Below are 20,417 nucleotides of genomic sequence, written 5' to 3' on the forward strand. Positions count from 1 at the left end.
CATGGACGCACTGCTTCAGCTCTTCGGCGCATTCGGCACGGTGTTCCAACCGGAGTATCTGCTGTATGCGCTTCTCGGCGCCGCGATCGGCACCGCCGTCGGCGTCCTGCCGGGTCTGGGCCCCGCCGTCACCATGTCGCTGTTGTTGCCGATCGTGTTCGCCCTGGGCGACCCGCTGGCCGCGATCATCATGTTCTGCGCCATCTTCCTGGGCGCCATGTACGGCGGGTCGACGACCTCGATCCTGCTGAGCACCCCCGGTGAATCCTCATCGGTGGTGACGGTCATGGACGGCTACCGAATGACCAGGGCCGGGCGCGGTGGAGCCGCGCTGCTCACCTCGGCCGTCGGCTCCTTCGTCGCCGGTGTGCTCGCGACCTTCGGGCTGACGCTCGTCGCCGAGCCGCTCGTCGGGTTCGCTCTGACCTTCGGTCCCGCAGAGTATTTCGCGTTCGCGCTGCTGGCGCTCTCCACCACCAGCATGCTGGGCGGCAAGCCGCTCAAGGCGGCGTTCGCCGCGCTGCTCGGCCTGGCCGTCGGCACGGTCGGGATCCACGCCGTCAGCGGCACCAATCGGTTCACCTTCGGAATCCTGGCCATCTACAACGGAATCGACTTCGAACTCGTCACCATCGGCATGTTCGCCATCGTCGAGGTCCTGTTCGTGGTCGGAACCATGCGCTACGCGTCCCGGGCGCGCGTCAACGGCACCATGGGCAAGCTGTACATGACCAAGGAAGAGTGGCGTCGCTCGCTGCCGGCATGGCTGCGCGGCTCCGGGCTGGGCTTCTTCGTCGGAATCCTGCCCGGCGCAGGGGCGACCGTCGCCTCGTATCTGTCCTACGGTGTCGAGCGCAACGTCTCCAAGACACCCGAGAAGTTCGGCCGCGGCGAAGGCATGATCGAGGGCCTGGCCGGACCCGAGGCCGCCAACAACGCCGCGGCCCAGGGCTCCCTGGTTCCGCTGCTCACGCTCGGCATCCCGCCCACCGCCGCCACCGCGGTCATGCTCGGCGCGCTGCAGGGCTTCGGCGTCACCACCGGCCCACTCATGTTGCGCGACAACGCGAACTTCGTCTGGGCGATCGTGGCCAGCCTGTTGGTGGGCAACTTCCTGTTGCTCCTGCTCAACGTGCCGCTGATCCGCGTATGGGTGAAGTTGCTCAGCGTCCCGGTCGCACTGCTGTCACCGATGATCCTCGTCATCTCCACCGTCGGGGTGTTCAGCCTGTCCCGTAACACCACCGACCTGATCCTGATGATCATCTTCGGCGCGCTCGGGTTGCTGCTCCGAATCTGCGATGTACCACTGGCCCCCGCGATCCTCGGCCTGGTGCTCGGCCCGCTGATGGAGGAACAGTGGGGCCGCGGGCTCACCACGTCACAGGGTGACTGGTCGGTGTTCGTGTCGAGCCCCACCGCGATCGTCATCCTCGTCCTCGCGGCCGTTGCCCTGCTCTTCGCCCCGATGAAGAACGTCCTACGCGCCCGATCCGCTGTCGACAAGAAAGAGGTTGTGCACTGATGAGATCCGCGACGACACCGGGGACGGTGTCACGCACCGGCGCACAGGTACTGGTCGACCAGCTCGCGCTGAACGGCACCGACACGATCTTCGCCGTCGCCGGAGAGAGCTATCTCGCGGTCACCGACGCGCTCTACGAGCACCCGCAGATCCAGCTGTACTCCTGCCGCCAGGAAGGCGGCGCCGCGTTCATGGCGGAGGCGACCGGCAAGCTCACCGGACGTCCCGGCGTCTGCCTGGTGACTCGAGGCCCCGGCGCCACCAACGCCAGCATCGGCGTGCACACCGCGTTCCAGGACTCGACACCGATGATCCTGCTCGTCGGTCAGGTCGCCCGGCCGGCCATGGGCCGCGAGGGTTTTCAGGAACTCGACTACGTCCAGGTGTTCAGCGGCCTGGCCAAGTGGGCCGTGCAGATCGACGACGCCGCGCGCATCCCCGAGATCATGCACCGCGCCTTCACCACGGCGATCTCCGGCAGGCCCGGCCCGGTGGTGATCGCCCTGCCGGAGGACATGCTCGAAGACCAGGTGACCGTCGCCGACGGCAAGGCCGCGGTGGCGCACCGGGCGCACGCGTCGAACGAGCAGATCGCCCGCCTGGCCGAGCTTCTGGCGGCCGCGCAGCGGCCGCTGCTCATCGCCGGGGGCAGCTGCTGGGATCAGGACACCGCGCACAACCTCGTGCGGTTCGCCGAGACCTGGCAGGTCCCGGCGATGACGACATTCCGCCGCCAGGACCTGGTCGACAACAACTCGCCGGCCTTCGCCGGTGCCCTCGGCGCCGGTCTGGGTAAACACCTGACGGCCCGGGTGCGCGAGGCCGACCTGATCATCGCGCTCGGCGGCCGGCTCGGCGAGATGACAACCGCCGGCTACACCCTGCTCGGCGTGCCCGACCCCGGCGTACCGCTGGTCCATGTCCACCCCGATGCCGACGAGCTGGGCCGCGTCTACACGCCCGAGCTCGGGATCAACGCCGATCCGCGGAACCTGGTGCCCCGGCTGCTCGAACTCCCACCGGTACCGCAGCCCCGCTGGACCCAGTGGTACGAGGACTCCCGCCGCGACTACCTGAGGTTGTCCGAGCCGTCCGGCGAATCCGTCGGCCTGAACCTGGCCGAGGCGGTGCGCGTGGTCTCCGACAGCGTGCCCGCCGACACCGTGATCACCAACGGTGCAGGCAATTACACCGCGTGGCTGCACCGGTTCCACCGGCACGCCCAGCACCCGACGCAGCTGGGCCCCACCAACGGCGCGATGGGGTACGGGCTGCCCGCGGCCATCGCGGCCGCGGTGCAGGACCGGCAGCGGCTGGCCATCGCGTACGCCGGTGACGGCTGCATGCTGATGAACGGTCAGGAACTCGCCACGGTCGCGCGGTATGACCTGCCCGTGATCGTCATCGTGGTCAACAACGGTCACCTCGGCACCATCCGGATGCATCAGGAGATGCGTTATCCGGGCCGCGTCATCAACACCGGCCTGACCAACCCCGACTTCGTCGCCTACGCCGAATCGTTCGGCCTGTGGGCCGAACGTGTCACCGAAACCGACCAGTTCACAGCCGCTTTCGGTCGCGCCCGCAGTTGCGGGCGGCCGGCGCTGCTGGAGTTGGTCACCGATCCCGAACAGTCGACGCCCGACGCCCGGCTGTCCGGCATGCGCGCCGCCGCACAAGACAGGAGCACCCGATGAGATACGCCCGCATCGCCGTCGCCGACACCCCCCGTTGGGGCGTCGTGGACGGCGACTCCGTCGAACTCGTGGACGGCAACCCCTACGACGGCGTGACGCCGACCGGGAAAACCCTGCCGCTGGACGAGGTTCGCCTGCTGGCCCCCGTCACCCCGTCGAAGATCTTCTGCCTCGGCAAGAACTATGCGGCGCACCGCACCGAAATGGGTTACGCGCACGACGGTGCGCCGTCGGTCTTCATGAAGGGCCCCACCACCGTGATCGGGCCCGGCGAGGACATCGTCCTGCCACCGCCGAGTATGAGCACGCACGTCGAACACGAAGCCGAACTGGCCGTCGTCATCGGCAAGCCCGCCCGGTTCGTCAGCGCGGACGACGCCCTGGACTACATCCTCGGCTACACCTGCGCCAACGACGTCAGCGCGCGCAACCTGCAACGCGGCGACCCCCATCCGACCCGGGGCAAGGGGTTCGACACCTTCTGTCCGGTCGGCCCGTGGATCGAGACCGACCTGGACCCGATCAGTGGGGTTCGGCTGCGCTGCAGCGTGAACGGCACGCTGCGTCAGGACGGGTCGACCTCGGACATGACCTACGGGATCCCCTTCCTCATCGAGTACCTCACCGGTTTCGCGACACTGCTGCCCGGTGACCTCGTGATCACCGGTTCGCCGGGCGGCACCGCGCCCATCGGCCCGGGCGACCGGATCGACATCGAGATCGACGGAATCGGGACGCTGACCAACGGCGTCGTCGCCTCCGACCGGTCCTGACCTCCACCTTCGACGACCTCAACAGAAAGAAGGCAACCATGCCCACCGTGTCCGAATCCACCCTGCGCGACATGCTCGTCAAGATCTACACCGCCAAGGGGGCACCGCTGGAGGAGGCCCAGATCGTCGCCAAACACCAGGTCGAGGCCAACCTGGTGGGACACGAGTCCCACGGCGCGATCCGCACCCGCAAGTACGTCGAACTCATCGACAAGGGCCACATCGTCCCCGGCGCGCCCTACGAGGTGGAGAAGTCCGGCCCGACATCGACTGTGGTGAACGGGAACTGGGGCTTCGGTTTCGTCGTCACCGAGCGGGCGATGACCGAGACCATCGCCAAGGCCAAGGACGCCGGTGTCGCGATGGCCGCCGTCCGTCATCAGGGGCACGTCGGACGGCTCGGTGCGTACGCCGCGATGGCGGCCGAGCAGGGCATGATCGCCATGATCATGGCCGACTCCGGGCTCGGACCGAAGTTCGTCACCCCGTTCGGTGGGCGGGAGTCGCGGCTGGGCACCAACCCGATCTGCTTCGCCGCACCTGCCGGGGACCAGGGACCCGTGGTGCTGGACATGGCGACCTCCGCGGTGGCCGCCGGCAAGATCCACGTGGCCCGCGACCGCGGACTGGACATCCCGGAGGGCTGGATCCTCGACAAGGAGGGCAAGCCGACCACCAACCCGCTCGACTACTATGACGGCGGCACGATCCTGCCGGTGGGCGGCGACCAGGGGCACAAGGGTTACGGGCTGTCGTTCATCGTCGAGATGTTCTGCGGACTGCTCACCGGCCTCGGCTTCGGTATCGATCCGCTCGGCAGGCACAACGACGGCATCTTCCTGTCGGTCTTCGACATCGAGCGCCTCCAGGACCGGGGCCGCTTCGAGGGCATGATGGGTGAGTTCATCGCCTACCTGAAGGACACTCCGCTGGCGGAGGGATTCGACGAGATCCTCTTCCCCGGCGAGATCGAACAGCGTCTGGGCGCCCAACGCCGCGAATCGGGCATCTCGCTCAGCGACAACACCTGGGCCGATCTGGTAGCCCTGTCCGAGGAAGTCGTCGCCGCGAAATGACAGGTCGACCAACGGTTTTCGTCACTCAGCCGATCGACGAGGACTCGCTGACACTGCTCGCCGAGCATGTCGAGGTCGTGCGCGGCTACGGGCCCGACGCGCAGGAACTGTCCGATCACCAGGCGCGCGTCGAGGTGCTCATCGTCCGGGCCGACAAACTCGACGCGTCGCTGTTCGCCAACGCCCCCCGGCTGCGGTTCGTCCAACGCGTCGGGATCGGGGTCGACGGCATCGACCTGGCGGCCGCGGCCGCGGCAGGGGTGCCGGTGTACAACACCTCGGGCGGCAACGTGCACACCGTCGCCGAGATGACCATCGGGCTCGCGCTGGCCGTGGCACGGCAGATTCCGCGCTGGGACACCACTGTGCGCCAGGGCGGGTTCGCCACCCGCAATCAGGATCCGGGCCGCGAACTGCACGGGAAGCGCTGGGGCATCGTCGGTCTCGGCGCGATCGGGCAGGAAGTGGGCCGCATCGCCCACCACGGCCTCGGCATGTCGGTGGCCGCCTATCACCCGACGCGCAGCGCGGAGTGGATTCGGGGCCGTGGCGCCGAGCCCACGCCCGGCCTGACCGACCTGATGGCGCAGTGCGACGTCGTCAGCCTGCACGTGCCCCGCACCGACGCGAACCACGGCATGATCGGCCGGGCCGAACTCGCCGCGATGCGCGACCACGCCATCCTGGTCAACGTCGCCCGGGGTGGCGTGGTCGACGAGCAGGCACTCTGCGAGGCGCTGCGGGCCGGACGGATCGGCGGGGCCGCGGTCGACGTCTTCGAGAGCGAACCCCCACCGGCGGACCACCCGCTGTTCTCGTTGCCCAACGTCGTGCTGTCCCCGCACCGGGCCGGCCGGACGCACGAGGCCACCGAGATCCAGGGCGAGCGGGCGGTGCGCCAGGTGCTGGAACTGCTCCGCAACCCGTCCATCGACGGCGCGCTGAACGAGGGCTTGCTATCGCGTGCAGGATGACACTGTGACCGATATCGACCACCGCGACCTCCGCGAGGCGGCCACCCGGCTGCGCACCGCGATCCGCGGCGAGGTGGACGTCGACACGCGCCGCCGGGCCGAGTACTCCTCGGACGCGTCGAACTACCGGGTGGTGCCGTCGGCGGTGCTGTTCCCGGCCGACGTCGACGACGTCCTCGCGATCGTGCAGGAGGCGCGCCGGCTCGGGATCGCCGTCACGGCCCGCGGCGGCGGAACGTCGGTGGCCGGTAACGCGATCGGACCCGGCTGGGTACTGGACTTCAGCCGGCACCTCGGCCGGATCCTCGACGTCGATCCGGTGCACAAGACCGCCCGGGTGCAACCCGGTGTCGTGCTGACCACCCTGCAACGCGCCGCCGGTCCCGCCGGGCTGCGATTCGGACCCGACCCGTCGACGCAGGCGCGCGCCACCCTCGGCGGGATGATCGGCAACGACGCCTGCGGGCCGCGTGCCGTCAGCTGGGGCCGGACCAGCGACAACGTGCAGTCACTGCGCATGGTCGACGGTCACGGCCGCCTCGTCGACGTCTCCAGCGGCTTCGCCGACTACCCCGAGCTGGAGGACTTCACCCGCCGCCACCTCGCGGTGATCCGCACCGAGTTCGGACGGTTCGGCAGGCAGGTGTCGGGTTACGCCCTGCAGCGGCTGCTGCCCGAATCGGGACGCCAACTGGCCCAGTCCCTTTCGGGCACCGAAGGCAGTTGCGGACTCCTCGTCGAGGCCACGGTGAAGCTCGTCGACGTACCGGCCGTCACCATGCTGACCGTTCTCGGATATCCGGACATGCCGTCGGCGGCCGACGACGTGACGGCGCTGCTCCCGATTCGGCCGCTGGCGATCGAGAGCATGGACTCCTACCTCGTCGACGTGGTCCGCCTGCACGCCGGTGAGCGTCCTGTCCCCGACCTGCCCCGGGGTGGCGCCTGGCTGTTCGTGGAGACCAGCGGTGACACCGCCGGCGAGGCGCGCAGCGCCGCCGAGGCCGTCGTCAGGGCGGCCACCGCGGTGGACAGCCGCATCGTGACGGCGCCGGAGGAGGCCCGCGCGTTGTGGCGGGTCCGCGAGGACGGCGTCGGCCTGGCCGGCCGCACCCCGGACAACCAGCCCGCCTGGCCGGGCTGGGAAGACGCCGCGGTGCCGCCACCGGTGCTGGGCGCCTACCTCCGCGATTTCGAGAAGCTCAAGCAACAGCACGGCGTCCAGGGGCTGTCCTACGGCCACGTCGGGGACGGCTGCATACACACCCGGCTGGACCTGCCGATCGCCGACGCCCCCCGACGATTCCGCGCGTTCCTGGAAGACGCCGCGGACCTGGTGGCCGGATACGGCGGATCGCTGTCCGGCGAGCACGGCGACGGTCGCGCGCGCGGCGCGCTGCTGTCCCGGATGTACTCCCCGGCGGCACTGCGCGCGTTCGGCGAGTTCAAGTCCGTCTTCGACCCCGACGGCGTGCTCAATCCCGGCATCGTCGTCGACCCGCCGGAGGTCGACGACGCACTGCGGCTCCCCCAGGCGCGCCGGGTACCGACCCTCGGCTTCGCGCTGCACAGCGACGGCGGCGACCTGTCGACGGCGGTGCACCGGTGCGTCGGCGTCGGGAAGTGCCGCGCCGACAACGCGGCCACGGGCGGCTTCATGTGCCCGTCCTACCAGGCCACCCGCGACGAGCGGGAAACCACCCGGGGCCGCGCGCGTGTCCTCCAGGAGATGGTCAACGGTTCCCTGGTACGGGACGGATGGCGGTCGCCGGAGGTGGCGGAGTCGCTGGACCTGTGCCTGTCGTGCAAGGCGTGTTCGACGGACTGTCCCGCCGGGGTGGACATGGCCACCTACAAGTCGGAGTTCCTGTACCGCCGCTACCGTCGCAGGCGGCGCCCGATGAGTCACTACACCCTGGGTTGGCTACCCACCTGGATGCGGCTGGCGGCGTTGGCGCCGTGGGCGGTCAACCAGACAGCGCGGCGATTCCCCGGCCTGGTACGGCTCGGGCTACGGGTCGCGGGCGCCGATCCGCGTCGCGAGGTACCCGCGCTGCCGCGCCGCACCTTTCGCCGAGAGTTCCGCAAACACGTTCGCGCACAACGTAATCCCCGCCCGCAGGTGGTGCTTTGGGTGGACACGTTCACCAACGGGTTCTCCCCCGACGTCGCCCACGCGGCCGTCCGAGTGCTCGAGCACGCCGGATACGACGTCGCACTCACCCGGCGACAGCAGTGCTGCGGGCTGACCTGGATCAGCACCGGCCAGCTCGACCATGCGCGGCGGTTGTTGCGCAGGAGCCTGGACGCGCTGGAGCCGTTCCTGGCCGACCCCGGCGTCGCCGTCGTCGGGTTGGAGCCCTCGTGCACCGCGGTGCTGCGCTCCGACGCGGCCGAGCTGCTGCCCGACGATCCGCGTGCCGCGCGACTGGCCGGCCGGGTCTACACCGTCGCAGAGTTCCTGACCTCCAAGGACATTCGGCACCCCGCCGGTTGGCAGACCCCACGCCTGGACGGCGTCGAGATCGTGGCACAGCCGCACTGTCACCATCACGCCGTCATGGGCTGGGAGGCCGACCGCGCGCTCCTGGCCCGGGCGGGTGCGACGGTGACCTCGATCGCCGGGTGCTGTGGACTGGCGGGGAATTTCGGGATGGAGAAGGGGCACTACGACGTGTCGGTCGCGGTCGCGGAGAACGGTCTGCTGCCTGCGCTGCGGGCGTCGGCCGGGGCCGAGTTCCTCGCCGACGGGTTCTCCTGCCGGACGCAGGCGACCCACCTGGCCCGCCGCAGCGGACGCCACCTGGTCGAGTTGCTGAGCGAACGGTTGACCTAGCGGCGCGAACCCCGCCGTGGGCTCGGCGTCGGGAACAATGGCGGGCGATGCAACTGCCAGTGATGCCTCCGGTGGCGCCGATGCTGTCCAAGCCGGTCATGGCGATCCCCGCCGGGGCGTCCTATGAACCCAAATGGGACGGGTTCCGGTCGATCGTGTTCCGCGACGGTGACGAGATCGAACTGGGCAGCCGCAACGAACGCCCGATGACGCGCTACTTCCCCGAGCTCGTCGCCGCGGCGCTGTCGGAGTTGCCGTCGCGGTGCGTCGTGGACGGCGAGATCGTCATCGCCACCGAAGACGGCCTCGACTTCGAGGCGCTGCAACTGCGGCTGCACCCCGCGGCGTCGCGGGTGCGGATGCTGGCCGAGGCGACGCCGGCGTCGTTCATCGCGTTCGACCTGCTGGCACTCGGCGACACAGACTACACCGCGCGCCCGTTCGCCGAGCGGCGGGCTGCGCTGGTCGACGCGCTCGCCGGTGCCGGGCGCTCGATCCACGTCACGCCCGCCACCCGGGACGTCGGCACCGCGGCCCGGTGGTTCGACGAGTTCGAGGGCGCGGGTTGCGACGGTGTGATCGCCAAGCCGCTCGACGGCCCGTACCTGCCCGACAAGCGCGTCATGTTCAAGGTCAAGCACCAGCGCACCGCCGACTGCGTCGTGGCCGGCTACCGGCTGCACAAGTCGGGCGCCGACGCGGTCGGGTCGCTGCTGCTGGGGCTCTACGACGACGGTTCGCTGGCGTCGGTGGGCGTGATCGGCGCGTTCCCGATGGCGCGGCGCCGCGAGTTGTTCACCGAGCTCCAGCCGCTGGTGACCACGTTCGACGAGCACCCGTGGAACTGGGCCGCGAACGTCGACCCGGACATGGTGCGCCGCTACGGGGGCGGTTCACGGTGGAACGCGGGCAAGGATCTGTCGTTCGTCCCGCTGCGTCCCGAACGCGTCGTGGAGGTGCGCTACGACCACATGGAGGGACGCAGATTCCGGCACACGGCGCAGTTCAACCGGTGGCGGCCCGACCGTGATCCGCGGTCGTGCACGTTCGACCAGCTCGACCGGCCGGTGACCTTCAGCCTCGGCGACATCGTGCCGGGCCTTGGCGGTCCTGCGCCCGGCCGCTGAGTTCCTGCCAACGGGGAATCCCGGCCCGGCACGACGCCTTGTAGCCGGCATGGAACTCGGAATTCATGTGCCAATTTTCGACATCGACGGCGGCACCACCGCCATCGCCGGTGAACTCGCCCGGGTCGGCACCGCCGTGGAGGAGTCCGGGGCGACGTGGCTGTCGTTCATGGACCACTTCTTCCAGATCGAGCCGACCGGGCTGCCGGCCGAAGCCAACATGCTGGAGGGATACACCACCCTGGGCTACCTGGCCGCCCACACCGCGACGGTGAGCCTCGGACTGCTCGTCACCGGGGTCACCTACCGGCATCCCGGCCTGCTGGCCAAGACGGTGACGACGCTCGACGTGCTGTCGGGCGGGCGTGCCGTGCTCGGCATCGGCGCGGCGTGGTTCGAGCGTGAACACCACGGCCTCGGCGTGCCCTACCCGCCGGTCGCCGAACGCTTCGAACGCCTCGAGGAGGCCCTGCAGATCTGCGATCAGATGTGGGACCCGGACAACAACGGGCCCTTCGAGGGCAAGCATTATCAGCTGCAGGAGACGTTGTGCTCACCGCAGCCGATCAACCGGCCGAAGGTGTTGATCGGCGGTGGCGGCGAACGCAAGACGCTGCGCCTGGTCGCCCGGTACGGGGACGCGTGCAACCTGTTCGCGACATCGCCCGACGAGGTGGCGCACAAACTCCAGGTGCTGCGTGGGCACTGCGACGACCTCGGGCGGGACTACTACGCCATCCGTAAGACGGTGACCGTTCACGATCCGCAGCCGACACCGGACACCCGCGACGAGTTCGTCCGCAGCATGGCCTCCTACGCCGCGCTGGGCATCGACACCGCGATCGTCATGCCGGCCGACGGGTCCCCGGCGAAGTGGATCGACAGCATCGCCCCCGCGGTGCGGCAGCTGGCCGATCTGGGCTGAGTCTCCGCCCGCCCGCGGCAACCCCTTGACCTCAACATTGGTTCAGGTTGCAGCCTGTGGGCATGAAACAAGTACTCAGCGATCTGTGGGAAACCCGTACCGACTCACCGTTTCCCGGGCTCACCACGCACGCCTACCTGTGGACCCCGGCCAACGTCCTGTTCTACTCCCCTGCCACCGCCGCCGAGTTCGACGCACTCGCCGGACTCGGCGGCGTCAAGGACCAGTATCTGTCGCACCGTGACGAGGCCGGTCCGATGCTCGCCCGCATCGCCGACCGCTTCGGCTCGACACTGCACGCACCCGCGGCCGACCTTTCCGACATCACCGGGCACGCGCACGTCGACGTGCCGGTGAAGGGGCGCTATGTCGACTACAACGGCATCGAGATCGTCCCGACCCCCGGCCACTCTCCGGGCAGCGTCTGCTATCTGGTGCCCGGCGCCGAGGGCAGGTATCTGTTCACCGGGGACACGTTGTACCGCGATCCCGACGGCCAATGGCATGCCGGCTACATCGAGGGCTTCCACCAGCGCACCGACGCCGACACCATCGCCGGCAGCCTGCGCGTCCTGGCCGAGATCGCCCCGGATGTCGTGATCTCCAGTGCGTTCCAAGGAAATTCGGCGGTGCACCGGATCGAACCGGGCCAGTGGCGCGGACACATCGCCCACGCGATCGCCGGCCTGCCGACCTCGGTCCGGGCGTAGTTCCGGTTGACGCAAATGGTCGTACCATTTACGTTGTGGTGACGCCCCGCCGACCGCACGACAGGGAGTCCCGTGTACGACTACGGCACGTTCTCGTTCGAGTCCAAAGCCCAGGTACTGGAGCTGGCCAAGAAATTCTGGAACCCGGACAAGACGCAGTTCTGGACCGACTCCGGTGTCGACCTGGTGATCGACCGCAGACAGGACTACTTCCTGTGGGACATGAGCGGCCGCCGGCTGATCGACATGCACCTCAACGGCGGCACCTACAACCTCGGGCACCGCAATCCCGAAGTGATGCAGGCGATCATCGACGGGATGGCGTACTTCGACGTCGGTAACCACCACTTCCCGTCCGTCGCGCGCACCGCGCTGGCGCAGCGGCTCATCGAGTCCGCACCCGACTCGCTGACCAAGGTCGCGTTCGGCTCCGGCGGCGGCGAGGCCATCGACATCGCGCTCAAGAGCGCCAGGCACGCCACGCAGCGCCGCAAGATCGTCTCGGTCATCAAGGCCTACCACGGCCACACCGGACTCGCGGTCGCCACCGGCGACGACCGCTTCGCCAAGTTGTTCCTCGCCGACCGTCCCGACGAGTTCGTCCAGGTGCCCTTCGGCGACGCCGAGGCCATGGAGCGGGCGCTGCGCGGCGGAGACGTGGCCGCGGTCATCATGGAGACCATTCCCGCCACGTACGGCTTCCCGTTGCCACCAACCGGTTACCTGGAAGCGGTCAAGGAGCTGTGCGAGCGTCACGGCGCGCTCTACATCGCCGACGAGGTGCAGACCGGGCTGATGCGCACCGGTGAGATGTGGGGCATCACCAAGCACGGCATCGACCCCGACATCATGGTCACCGGCAAAGGCCTGTCGGGTGGGATGTACCCGATCACCGCGACGCTGCTCAGCGACCGCGCCGCGCAGTGGCTCGACGAGGACGGCTTCGGCCACATCTCCACCTTCGGCGGTGCCGAACTCGGGTGTGTCGCGGCCATCAAGACGCTGGAGATCACCAGCAGGCCCGAGGTCCGGTCCTCGGTGCACGAGATCGCCGCGTTCTTCGCCACCGGCCTGGCCGGCATCCAGGCCCGGCACCCGGACTGGTTCGTCGGGATCCGGCAGAACGGCGTCGTGATCGGGCTGGAGTTCAACCATCCCGAGGGCGCCAAGTTCGTCATGCGCGAGCTCTACGAGAACGGGGTGTGGGCGATCTTCTCGACGCTCGACCCGCGTGTGCTGCAGTTCAAACCGGGTCTGTTGCTGAGCCCGGAGCTGTGCCGGGACGTCCTGGAACGGGTCGAGGTCGCGGTGGGACGGGCCCTGGCCACCGCTGCCGAAGCCGCCGCCGCGCAGTAGTCTGCGGCGATGGCAGTGAGTGACGACAGGCCCGTCGCCGAGAAGGCGCTGGCGGCTTTCGACCTGCCGCAGGGTTCGACACTGCGGCTGCTCAACCTGTCCGAGAACGCGACCTACGCCGTCGAGGAACCCGGGTGCGGGCACCGGTCGATCCTGCGGGTGCACCGCCAGGGTTACCACCGCGTCGACCAGATCGAGTCCGAGCTGACCTGGCTGGACGCGCTGCGCCGGGACAGCGACGTCACCGTCCCCACGGTGATCCCGGCGCACGACGGACGGCGCGTGGTCACCGTCGAGCACGACGGAAGCCGGCGCCATGTCGTGCATTTCGAGATGGTGCCGGGCGCCGAGCCGGACGAGAACACGGTGACCTCGACCGACTTCCATACCCTCGGCGCCATCACCGCGACGCTGCACGACCACTCCCGCGGCTGGACGCGGCCGAGCGGTTTCAGCCGGTTCGCCTGGGACTGGGAACACAGTCTCGGTGGCGCGCCCCGCTGGGGCCGGTGGCGTGACGCGGTCGGCGTCGGTGCGTCCGAGACCGAGATACTGAGCCGCGCCGAGCAACTGCTGCACCGCCGTCTCACCGAATACGGCACCGGTCCAGACACCTTCGGCCTGGTTCATGCCGACCTGCGGTTGGCCAACCTGCTGGTCGACGGCGACTCCATCACGGTGATCGACTTCGACGACTGCGGATTCAGTTGGTACTTCTACGATTTCGGGACGGCGGTGTCGTTCTTCGAGGACCACCCCTCCGTCCCCGAATGGCAGGACGCCTGGGTCAGCGGGTACCGCACGCGCCGGCCGATGGATCGGTCCGACGAAGACATGCTGGCCTCGTTCATCCTGCTACGACGCCTGCTGCTGCTGGCCTGGATGGGAACGCACAGTCATTCCAAGGAGTCGCAGGCGATCTCCGTGACGTACGCCGCGGGCAGCTGCAAGCTCGCCGAGCAGTACCTGACCTCCGACGGCCGCCGGCTGTTCTGATCCTCGAAAGGGCTTACCGCCATGTTCAATTCGCTGCAGGGCCGGTCGGCCGTCGTCACCGGCGGGAGCAAGGGCATCGGGCGGGGTATCGCCGAGACGTTCGCCAGGGCCGGCGTCGACGTCGTCATCACCGGCCGCACCAAGGCCGACATCGACAGCACCGTCGCGGATCTGAGCGGCCTGACCGGCACCGTCACCGGGGTCGCCGCCGACGTGACCAGCCCCGAGGACTGTCGCCGGGTCGTCGCGACCGCGGTGGAACGCCACGGCGGCTTGGACATCGTGTGCGCCAACGCCGGGATTTTCCCGTCCGGCCGCCTGCAGGACCTGACTCCCGAGGACATCGAGCAGGTCATCGGCGTGAATTTCAAGGGCACGGTCTACATCGTGCAGGCCGCGCTGGACGCGCTGACCGCCAGCGGGCACGGCCGGGTGGTGATCACCTCCTCGATCACCGGCCCGGTCACCGGGTTCCCGGGCTGGTCGCACTACGGGGCGAGCAAGGCCGCGCAACTCGGTTTCCTGCGCACGGCGGCCATCGAGTTGGCGCCCAGGAAGATCACCGTCAACGCGGTGCTGCCGGGCAACATCATCACCGAGGGCCTGATCGAGATGGGTCAGACCTACATCGACCAGATGGCCGCCGCGGTGCCCGCGGGCAAGCTCGGCGCGGTCGCCGACATCGGCAACGCCGCGCTGTTCTTCGCCACCGACGAGGCCGCCTACATCACCGGGCAGTCGCTGGTGGTCGACGGCGGCCAGATCCTGCCCGAATCACCCGAGGCCATGGCCGATCTCTGACGTCCGATGGGCTACTTTTGGTCTTACCAATTCCGCGGGTGAGGAGGTCCGGTGCCGACCCACAGCGAAGATCTGCGGCGCCGGATCGTGGCCGACATCAACGCCGGCGTGCCGGGCACCAAGCTCGGCAGCGAGCGTGAGCTCGCCGAGCGCTACCGGACCAGCCGCTCCAGCCTGCGCCAGGTGCTCGCCGCCCTGGAGGAGGCCGGGCTCGTCGACCGGGTGATCGGCCGGGCCGGCGGGATCTTCATCAGCCACGCGCAGGTGCAGCGCACCCTGACCGATGTCGTCGGCGTCCCGGCGTTCCTGGCCAGCCAGGGCTACGTCGCGGGCACCCGGGTGTTGTCGACCAGGATCGCCGCGCCCGACACCGCCACCCGGCGGGCGCTCGGCATCGGCGCCGAGGACTTCGTCGTCGAGATCCGGCGGGTGCGCCTGGCCGACGGTTCACCGATCTCGCTGGAGCTGGCTCAGTTTCCGGCCGATGCTTTTCCCGGCCTGCTGGAGCAACAGCTCGGCGGCTCCCTCTACGAGATCCTGGAGCGGGAGTACGGCGTGGTCACCGCGCGCGCCGACGAACGCATCGAGGCCGTCAACGCGACGCCGGAGGAAGCCGGCCTGCTCGGTGTGAAACCGAAATCGGCGCTGCTGCTGATCACCCGGATCACCTACGACCAGCACGACGCGCCGTGCGAGTTCTCCCGCGACCTGTTCCGCGGTGACCGCACCCGGCTCGCGGTCACCGCCCAGGGCCGCGGGGTCGGCGTCGGGCCGTCGGTGGCCACCGCATCGGTCGCACTGCAGAGCCAGGCGGTCTGAGAGAGTAGCCCCGTGACGAGCTCCCCGGGCGCGGGCAGGTTCGCGCCGAGCCCGTCGGCGGACCTGCACATCGGCAACCTGCGCACCGCCGTGCTGGCGTGGCTGTTCGCCCGTTCGACGGGCCGCCGGTTCCTGATGCGCGTCGAGGATCTCGACGACCGCACCGACACCGACATCGCCGACCGCCAGCTCGCCGACCTCGCCGCGATCGGCATCACCTGGGACGAACCCGCCACCCGGCAGACGCAGCACCCCGGGCGCTACGACGCCGTCGTCGACGCGCTCGCCGACCGCGGCCTGCTGTTCGAATGTTTCTGCAGCAGAAGGGATATCGCCCAGGCGCCGCGGGCACCACACGCTCCCGAAGGCGCCTACCCCGGTACCTGCCGGGACCTGACCGACGCCGAGCGCGAGACGCGCAGACAGCAGACCGGCCGGCCACCCGCGCTGCGGCTGCGCACCGACACCACGACGTTCACCGTGCACGACCTCCTGCACGGGGACTACACCGGCCTGGTCGACGACTTCGTGGTGCGCCGCGGCGACGGCGTGACCGCATACAACCTGGCCGTCGTCGTCGACGACGCCGCGTCCGGGATCGACCAGGTGGTGCGCGGCGACGACCTGCTGGCCTCGTCACCGCGCCAGGCGTACCTGGCGCGGCTGCTCGGCCACCCCGAACCGGTGTACGCCCATGTACCGCTGGTGCTCAACGCCGACGGCGCGCGGCTGGCCAAACGCGACGGCGCGGTGACGCTGGCCGAGATCGGCGTCGCGGACGCGCTCGCGCAGATCGCCGACTCGCTCGGGTACTCCGCGCGCACGGTCGAGGGCATGGTCGACGAATTCGACCCGCAGCGGCTGCCGCGCGCGCCGTGGGTGTACCGGCCGGGGTGACCACGAGAGCCGTTGTGAGACAGTGTCGGGCATGGCACGCCACGAGGCCGACGTCCTCATCGTCGGGGCAGGGCTATCCGGGCTGATCGCCGCACGCAGTGTTCTGGGTGCCGGACTGACCCCGCTCATCCTGGAGGCCGACACCCGCGTCGGTGGGCGCATCCTCACCGAGGACCTGGCCGGGCTGCCGGTCGACCTGGGCGCCCAGTGGATCGGCGACACCCACCACCGGATGGCCGCGCTGGCCGCCGAACTCGGGGTGCAGACCTATCCACAGTTCGACGACGGGGAGACGACCTACGAGCTCGCCGGCACAGGTGTGCTGCGCGGCGACGAGTTCCACCACCGGTTCGCCGATGAGCTGGCCGAACTGGAGAAGGTACTGCGCAGGCTCGACGAGCTGGCCGCGGAGGTCGACCCGGCGGCGCCGTGGACCGCGCCGCACGCGGCCGAGTGGGACGCCGTCACCGCGGGCGCCTGGTACGACGCGCAGGACCTGTCCCCGGTGGCCCGCACGCTGCTGGAGATCTGCACCGTCGGGATCCTGGCCGTCCCGACCGTCGAGGTGTCGTTCCTGCACCTGCTGTTCACGATCCAGACCTGTGGGGTGACCTCCGAGCTGTTCGCCGAATCCGAGGGCGGCGCCCAGACCACCCGGTTCGTCGGCGGCACCGCCGAGATCCCGAAACGGTTGGCGGCGATGCTGGCCGGGCATCTGGTGCTCGACGCCCCCGTGCAGCTCGTCGAGCACGCCGCCGACGGGGTCACGGTGCACTGCCGCGGCGGCCGAGTGGCCCGCGGGCGCCGCGTGATCGTCGCGGTGTCGCCGATGCTGGCCGGGCGGATCATGTACGACCCACCGCTGCCGGGCTACCGCGACCAGCTGACCCAGCGGATGCCGAACTCGTCGGCGATGAAGGCGTTCTTCGTCTACGACGAGCCGTTCTGGCGCGGCGACGGGCTCAACGGTCAGCTGATCTCCGACATCGGTCCGGCCCGGATGTCCAACGACACCTGCATCCGGGGCGACGGCCGCGGCGTCATCCTGCTGTTCCTCGAAGGTGAGCAGGCACGCACCCACGGGCGCTGGACCACCGAGGACCGGCGCGCGGCGCTGACCGCCGAGCTGGTACGCCACTTCGGTTCTCGCGCAGCACATCCCGAGCACTACGTCGACGGCGAGTGGGCCGACCGGCAGTGGACCCGCGGCTGCTACAACGCCAACTGCGGGCCGCTGGTGTGGACCACCTACGGGCCCGCACTGGCCGCACCGATCGGGCCGATCCACTGGGCCTCCACCGACACCGCCACCGAGTGGAGCGCCTATATGGAGGGTGCGGTGCAAGCGGGGGAACGCGCCGCCGCCGAGGTCATCGCGGCGCTGACGAAATAGCTTTCAGCGCAGGGAGATCGGCAATGTCGACATGCCCCGCAAGGTGACGTTCTGTTTGTAGACCGGCTCGCCGGCCAGCGTCGCGTCCGGGAAGCGGGACGTCAACGCGGTCAGCGCGACGGCGGCTTCGAGCCGGGCCAGTGGTGCGCCGAGACAGAAATGCGGGCCCTTGCCGAACCCGAGATGGCGGATCACCGGCCGGTCCGGGTCGAACTCGCCGGGCCGCTCGACGGCGTCGGGATCGCGGTGCGCGGCCGCCGTCAGCAGCAACATGTTGTCGCCCTTCGGGACCGGCACATCCCGAATCGTCATGTCCTCCCCCGCGATCCGGCCCACCAGTTGCACCGGCGGGTCGTAGCGCAGCGTCTCCTCGATCACCGCACCGGCCCGGTCCGGGTCGGTGGCCAGCGCGGCCCACTGGCCGTCGTTGCGCAACAGCGCCAGCGCCGCGTTGGCGATCAGGTTGACCGTCGTCTCGTGCCCGGCCACCAGCAGCAGGTTGCACGTCGCGACGATCTCGTCCTCGGTGAGCTGATCCCCGGACTCCACCACCTGGATCAGTCCCGACATCAGGTCGTCGCCCGGGTCGCGCCGCCGCCGGGACATCAACTCCCGCAGGTAATCCCGCAACCACAGCCCGGCCTGCATGCGTTCCTCGAACCCGTCACCGGCCGCGCCGGTCACCGTGATGAACGGATCCAGCGACTGCGCGAGCAGCGCCGAGGCCGCACTGAACTGCGGCTCGTCCTCCAGCGGTACGCCGAGCAGCCGGCAGATCACCGCGACCGGAAGCGGATACGCCAGGCCCTCGACGGCCTCGAATGGTTCCGACGTCTCGTCGGCCTCGTCCAGCAGCCCGTCGACCAACGCGACGATGTCGGGCTCGAGCGCCTTGACCACCTTCGGGACGAACGCCTTGCTCACCAGCCGGCGCAGCCGGGTGTGGTCGGGCGGATCCAGGAACAGGAACCCCGGCGGCCCGAACGGACGTTCCTCGGCGCCGTCGGCGATGGCGCGCTGGGCGACCGTGGACTTGAGCCGGTCACTGGCCGAATCAGGGTGGCGCAGCACCTCATCGCAGTCGGCGTAGGACGAGAACACCGTCAGGTTGTTGTCCGGCAGCTGGATCGGCCCGTGCGCCCGGATCTGGTCGTAGACCGGATACGGGTCGGCCCGGCGGTCGGGCGCGAGCATCTGCAGGAGCAGTGACTGCGAATCCGCGGCAGTGGTCATGCACTTATTGTGCACACGTCCAAGAGTGTGCAGGTAGACGCAACTAGACCCTGGCGTAATAGCGGCCCAGGACGTGCTCGCGCAGCTCGTCGAATCGGCCTGCGGGGATGGCCTCGCGGATCTGGTCGACCAGCCGGATGATGAACCGCTCGTTGTGGATCGTGCACAGCGTCGCGGACAGCATCTCCTTGGCCTTGAACAGATGATGCAGGTATGCGCGGGTGTAGTGGGCGCAGGTGTAGCAGTCGCACTCGGGGTCGATCGGGGTGAAGTCGCGCCGGTACCGCGACCCGGTGATGTTGAAGCGGCCGTCGGTCGAGTAGACCGCGGCGTTGCGGGCCACCCGCGACGGAGACACGCAGTCGAAGGTGTCGGCGCCCGCCTCCACCGCCGCGAAAAGGTCGTCGGGCTCACTGATCCCGAGCAGGTGCCGGGGCTTGTCGGCGGGGAGCTCGCTGCTGACCCACCCGACGATCGTCGCCAGGTTCTGCTTCTCCAGCGCTCCGCCGATGCCGTAGCCGTCGAAACCCCGGCCGTCCTCGTCGACGATCCCGGTCAGCCCCCGGGCCGCCTGCCGCCGCAGATCCTCGTACTGCGCGCCCTGGACCACCCCGAACAGTGCCTGCGGCGGCTTGTGCGACCGAAGCTCCGACAGCCTGCGGTGCTCGACCAGGCAGCGCACCGCCCACTCGTGGGTGCGCTGCACCGAGCGTTCCTGGTATTCGCGGGTGTTGACCAGTGTGGTCAGCTCGTCGAACGCGAAGATGATGTCGGCGCCGAGCTGATGCTGGATGCCGATGGAGGTCTCCGGGGTGAACCGGTGCGTTGACCCGTTCAGGTGCGACCGGAACGTCACCCCGTCGTCGTCGACGTGCGCCAACCGCTCCTTGCCCTCGGCGATGACGTCGTCGGCCTGCACCCGGCCGGTGTCCATCGCGAGCACTTTCTTGAAGCCCACCCCCAGCGACATCACCTGGAAGCCACCGCTGTCGGTGAACGTCGGCCCCGGCCAGTTCATGAACGCGCCGAGACCGCCGGCCTCGTCGACGACGTCGGGTCCCGGCTGCAGGTACAGATGGTAGGCATTGGCCAGAACCGCCTGCGCACCAAGCTCTTTCATGGTTTCGGGCAGGACGGCCTTGACGGAGGCCTGGGTGCCGACGGCGATGAACGCCGGGGTCCGGATGTCGCCGTGCGGTGTTCGGATGGTGCCGGCGCGGCCGAGCCCGCCGGGCAGTTCGGCGTCAACGCTAAAAAAGGGGCCGCTCACGCCGTAGAT

General features: G+C 69.5%; 17 protein-coding genes. 15 read left to right on the forward strand and 2 right to left on the reverse strand.

What is annotated here, in order from left to right; translation table 11 throughout:
• The first annotated feature begins 1 nt into the window (after position 1).
• From ASJ79_RS01585 to ASJ79_RS01655, 15 genes are all read left to right on the forward strand, one after another.
• Entirely contained in the window at positions 2 to 1,525 is a 1,524-nt protein-coding gene (locus tag ASJ79_RS01585; protein ID WP_067952549.1) for a tripartite tricarboxylate transporter permease, read from the forward strand.
• On the forward strand, positions 1,525 to 3,222 hold the full coding sequence (locus tag ASJ79_RS01590) for a thiamine pyrophosphate-binding protein (RefSeq protein ID WP_067952551.1): 1,698 nt from the start codon (positions 1,525 to 1,527) through the stop codon (positions 3,220 to 3,222). The genes ASJ79_RS01585 and ASJ79_RS01590 overlap by 1 nt, the downstream gene beginning before the upstream one ends.
• Positions 3,219 to 3,995 carry a fumarylacetoacetate hydrolase family protein gene (locus tag ASJ79_RS01595; RefSeq protein WP_067952553.1) on the forward strand — a complete coding sequence of 259 codons (777 nt, stop codon included), beginning with the start codon at positions 3,219 to 3,221 and terminating at the stop codon, positions 3,993 to 3,995. The genes ASJ79_RS01590 and ASJ79_RS01595 overlap by 4 nt, the downstream gene beginning before the upstream one ends.
• A gap of 38 nt (positions 3,996 to 4,033) precedes the next feature.
• The gene (locus ASJ79_RS01600) at positions 4,034 to 5,071 is read left to right on the forward strand and encodes an Ldh family oxidoreductase (protein WP_067952555.1); all 1,038 of its coding nucleotides are present in this window, start codon (positions 4,034 to 4,036) and stop codon (positions 5,069 to 5,071) included.
• Positions 5,068 to 6,045, forward strand: a complete 978-nt coding sequence (locus ASJ79_RS01605) for a hydroxyacid dehydrogenase (protein ID WP_067952557.1) — start codon at positions 5,068 to 5,070, stop codon at positions 6,043 to 6,045. The genes ASJ79_RS01600 and ASJ79_RS01605 overlap by 4 nt, the downstream gene beginning before the upstream one ends.
• A gap of 4 nt (positions 6,046 to 6,049) precedes the next feature.
• The gene (locus tag ASJ79_RS01610; RefSeq protein ID WP_067952607.1) at positions 6,050 to 8,881 is read left to right on the forward strand and encodes an FAD-binding and (Fe-S)-binding domain-containing protein; all 2,832 of its coding nucleotides are present in this window, start codon (positions 6,050 to 6,052) and stop codon (positions 8,879 to 8,881) included.
• Between the two features lie 47 nt (positions 8,882 to 8,928).
• Positions 8,929 to 10,008, forward strand: coding sequence for an ATP-dependent DNA ligase (locus ASJ79_RS01615; protein WP_067952559.1), 1,080 nt, complete (start codon positions 8,929 to 8,931; stop codon positions 10,006 to 10,008).
• Positions 10,009 to 10,057: 49 nt separating this feature from the next.
• Positions 10,058 to 10,933 carry an LLM class F420-dependent oxidoreductase gene (locus ASJ79_RS01620; protein ID WP_067952561.1) on the forward strand — a complete coding sequence of 292 codons (876 nt, stop codon included), beginning with the start codon at positions 10,058 to 10,060 and terminating at the stop codon, positions 10,931 to 10,933.
• A 62-nt stretch (positions 10,934 to 10,995) separates the two neighbouring features.
• On the forward strand, positions 10,996 to 11,643 hold the full coding sequence (locus ASJ79_RS01625) for an MBL fold metallo-hydrolase (protein ID WP_067952563.1): 648 nt from the start codon (positions 10,996 to 10,998) through the stop codon (positions 11,641 to 11,643).
• A gap of 72 nt (positions 11,644 to 11,715) precedes the next feature.
• Entirely contained in the window at positions 11,716 to 12,999 is a 1,284-nt protein-coding gene (locus tag ASJ79_RS01630; RefSeq protein WP_067952565.1) for an aspartate aminotransferase family protein, read from the forward strand.
• Between the two features lie 9 nt (positions 13,000 to 13,008).
• Entirely contained in the window at positions 13,009 to 13,995 is a 987-nt protein-coding gene (locus ASJ79_RS01635) for a phosphotransferase enzyme family protein (RefSeq protein WP_067952567.1), read from the forward strand.
• Positions 13,996 to 14,016: 21 nt separating this feature from the next.
• Positions 14,017 to 14,796, forward strand: coding sequence for a 3-oxoacyl-ACP reductase FabG (fabG, locus tag ASJ79_RS01640; protein WP_067952569.1), 780 nt, complete (start codon positions 14,017 to 14,019; stop codon positions 14,794 to 14,796).
• A 51-nt stretch (positions 14,797 to 14,847) separates the two neighbouring features.
• The gene (locus tag ASJ79_RS01645) at positions 14,848 to 15,615 is read left to right on the forward strand and encodes a GntR family transcriptional regulator (RefSeq protein ID WP_067952571.1); all 768 of its coding nucleotides are present in this window, start codon (positions 14,848 to 14,850) and stop codon (positions 15,613 to 15,615) included.
• Between the two features lie 12 nt (positions 15,616 to 15,627).
• A complete protein-coding gene (gluQRS, locus tag ASJ79_RS01650) occupies positions 15,628 to 16,512 on the forward strand; it encodes a tRNA glutamyl-Q(34) synthetase GluQRS (RefSeq protein ID WP_067952574.1) in 885 nt (294 codons plus the stop codon).
• A 31-nt stretch (positions 16,513 to 16,543) separates the two neighbouring features.
• Positions 16,544 to 17,905 carry an FAD-dependent oxidoreductase gene (locus tag ASJ79_RS01655; protein WP_067952576.1) on the forward strand — a complete coding sequence of 454 codons (1,362 nt, stop codon included), beginning with the start codon at positions 16,544 to 16,546 and terminating at the stop codon, positions 17,903 to 17,905.
• 3 nt (positions 17,906 to 17,908) lie between these two features.
• Here the strand turns inward: ASJ79_RS01655 and ASJ79_RS01660 are convergent, their stop codons facing one another.
• The gene (locus ASJ79_RS01660) at positions 17,909 to 19,138 is read right to left on the reverse strand and encodes a cytochrome P450 (RefSeq protein WP_067952578.1); all 1,230 of its coding nucleotides are present in this window, start codon (positions 19,136 to 19,138) and stop codon (positions 17,909 to 17,911) included.
• Positions 19,139 to 19,181: 43 nt separating this feature from the next.
• Entirely contained in the window at positions 19,182 to 20,408 is a 1,227-nt protein-coding gene (tgt, locus tag ASJ79_RS01665; protein WP_067952580.1) for a tRNA guanosine(34) transglycosylase Tgt, read from the reverse strand.
• Positions 20,409 to 20,417 lie beyond the last annotated feature (9 nt).

The organism is Mycobacterium sp. NAZ190054 (assembly GCF_001545925.1).
Lineage (GTDB): Bacteria > Actinomycetota > Actinomycetes > Mycobacteriales > Mycobacteriaceae > Mycobacterium.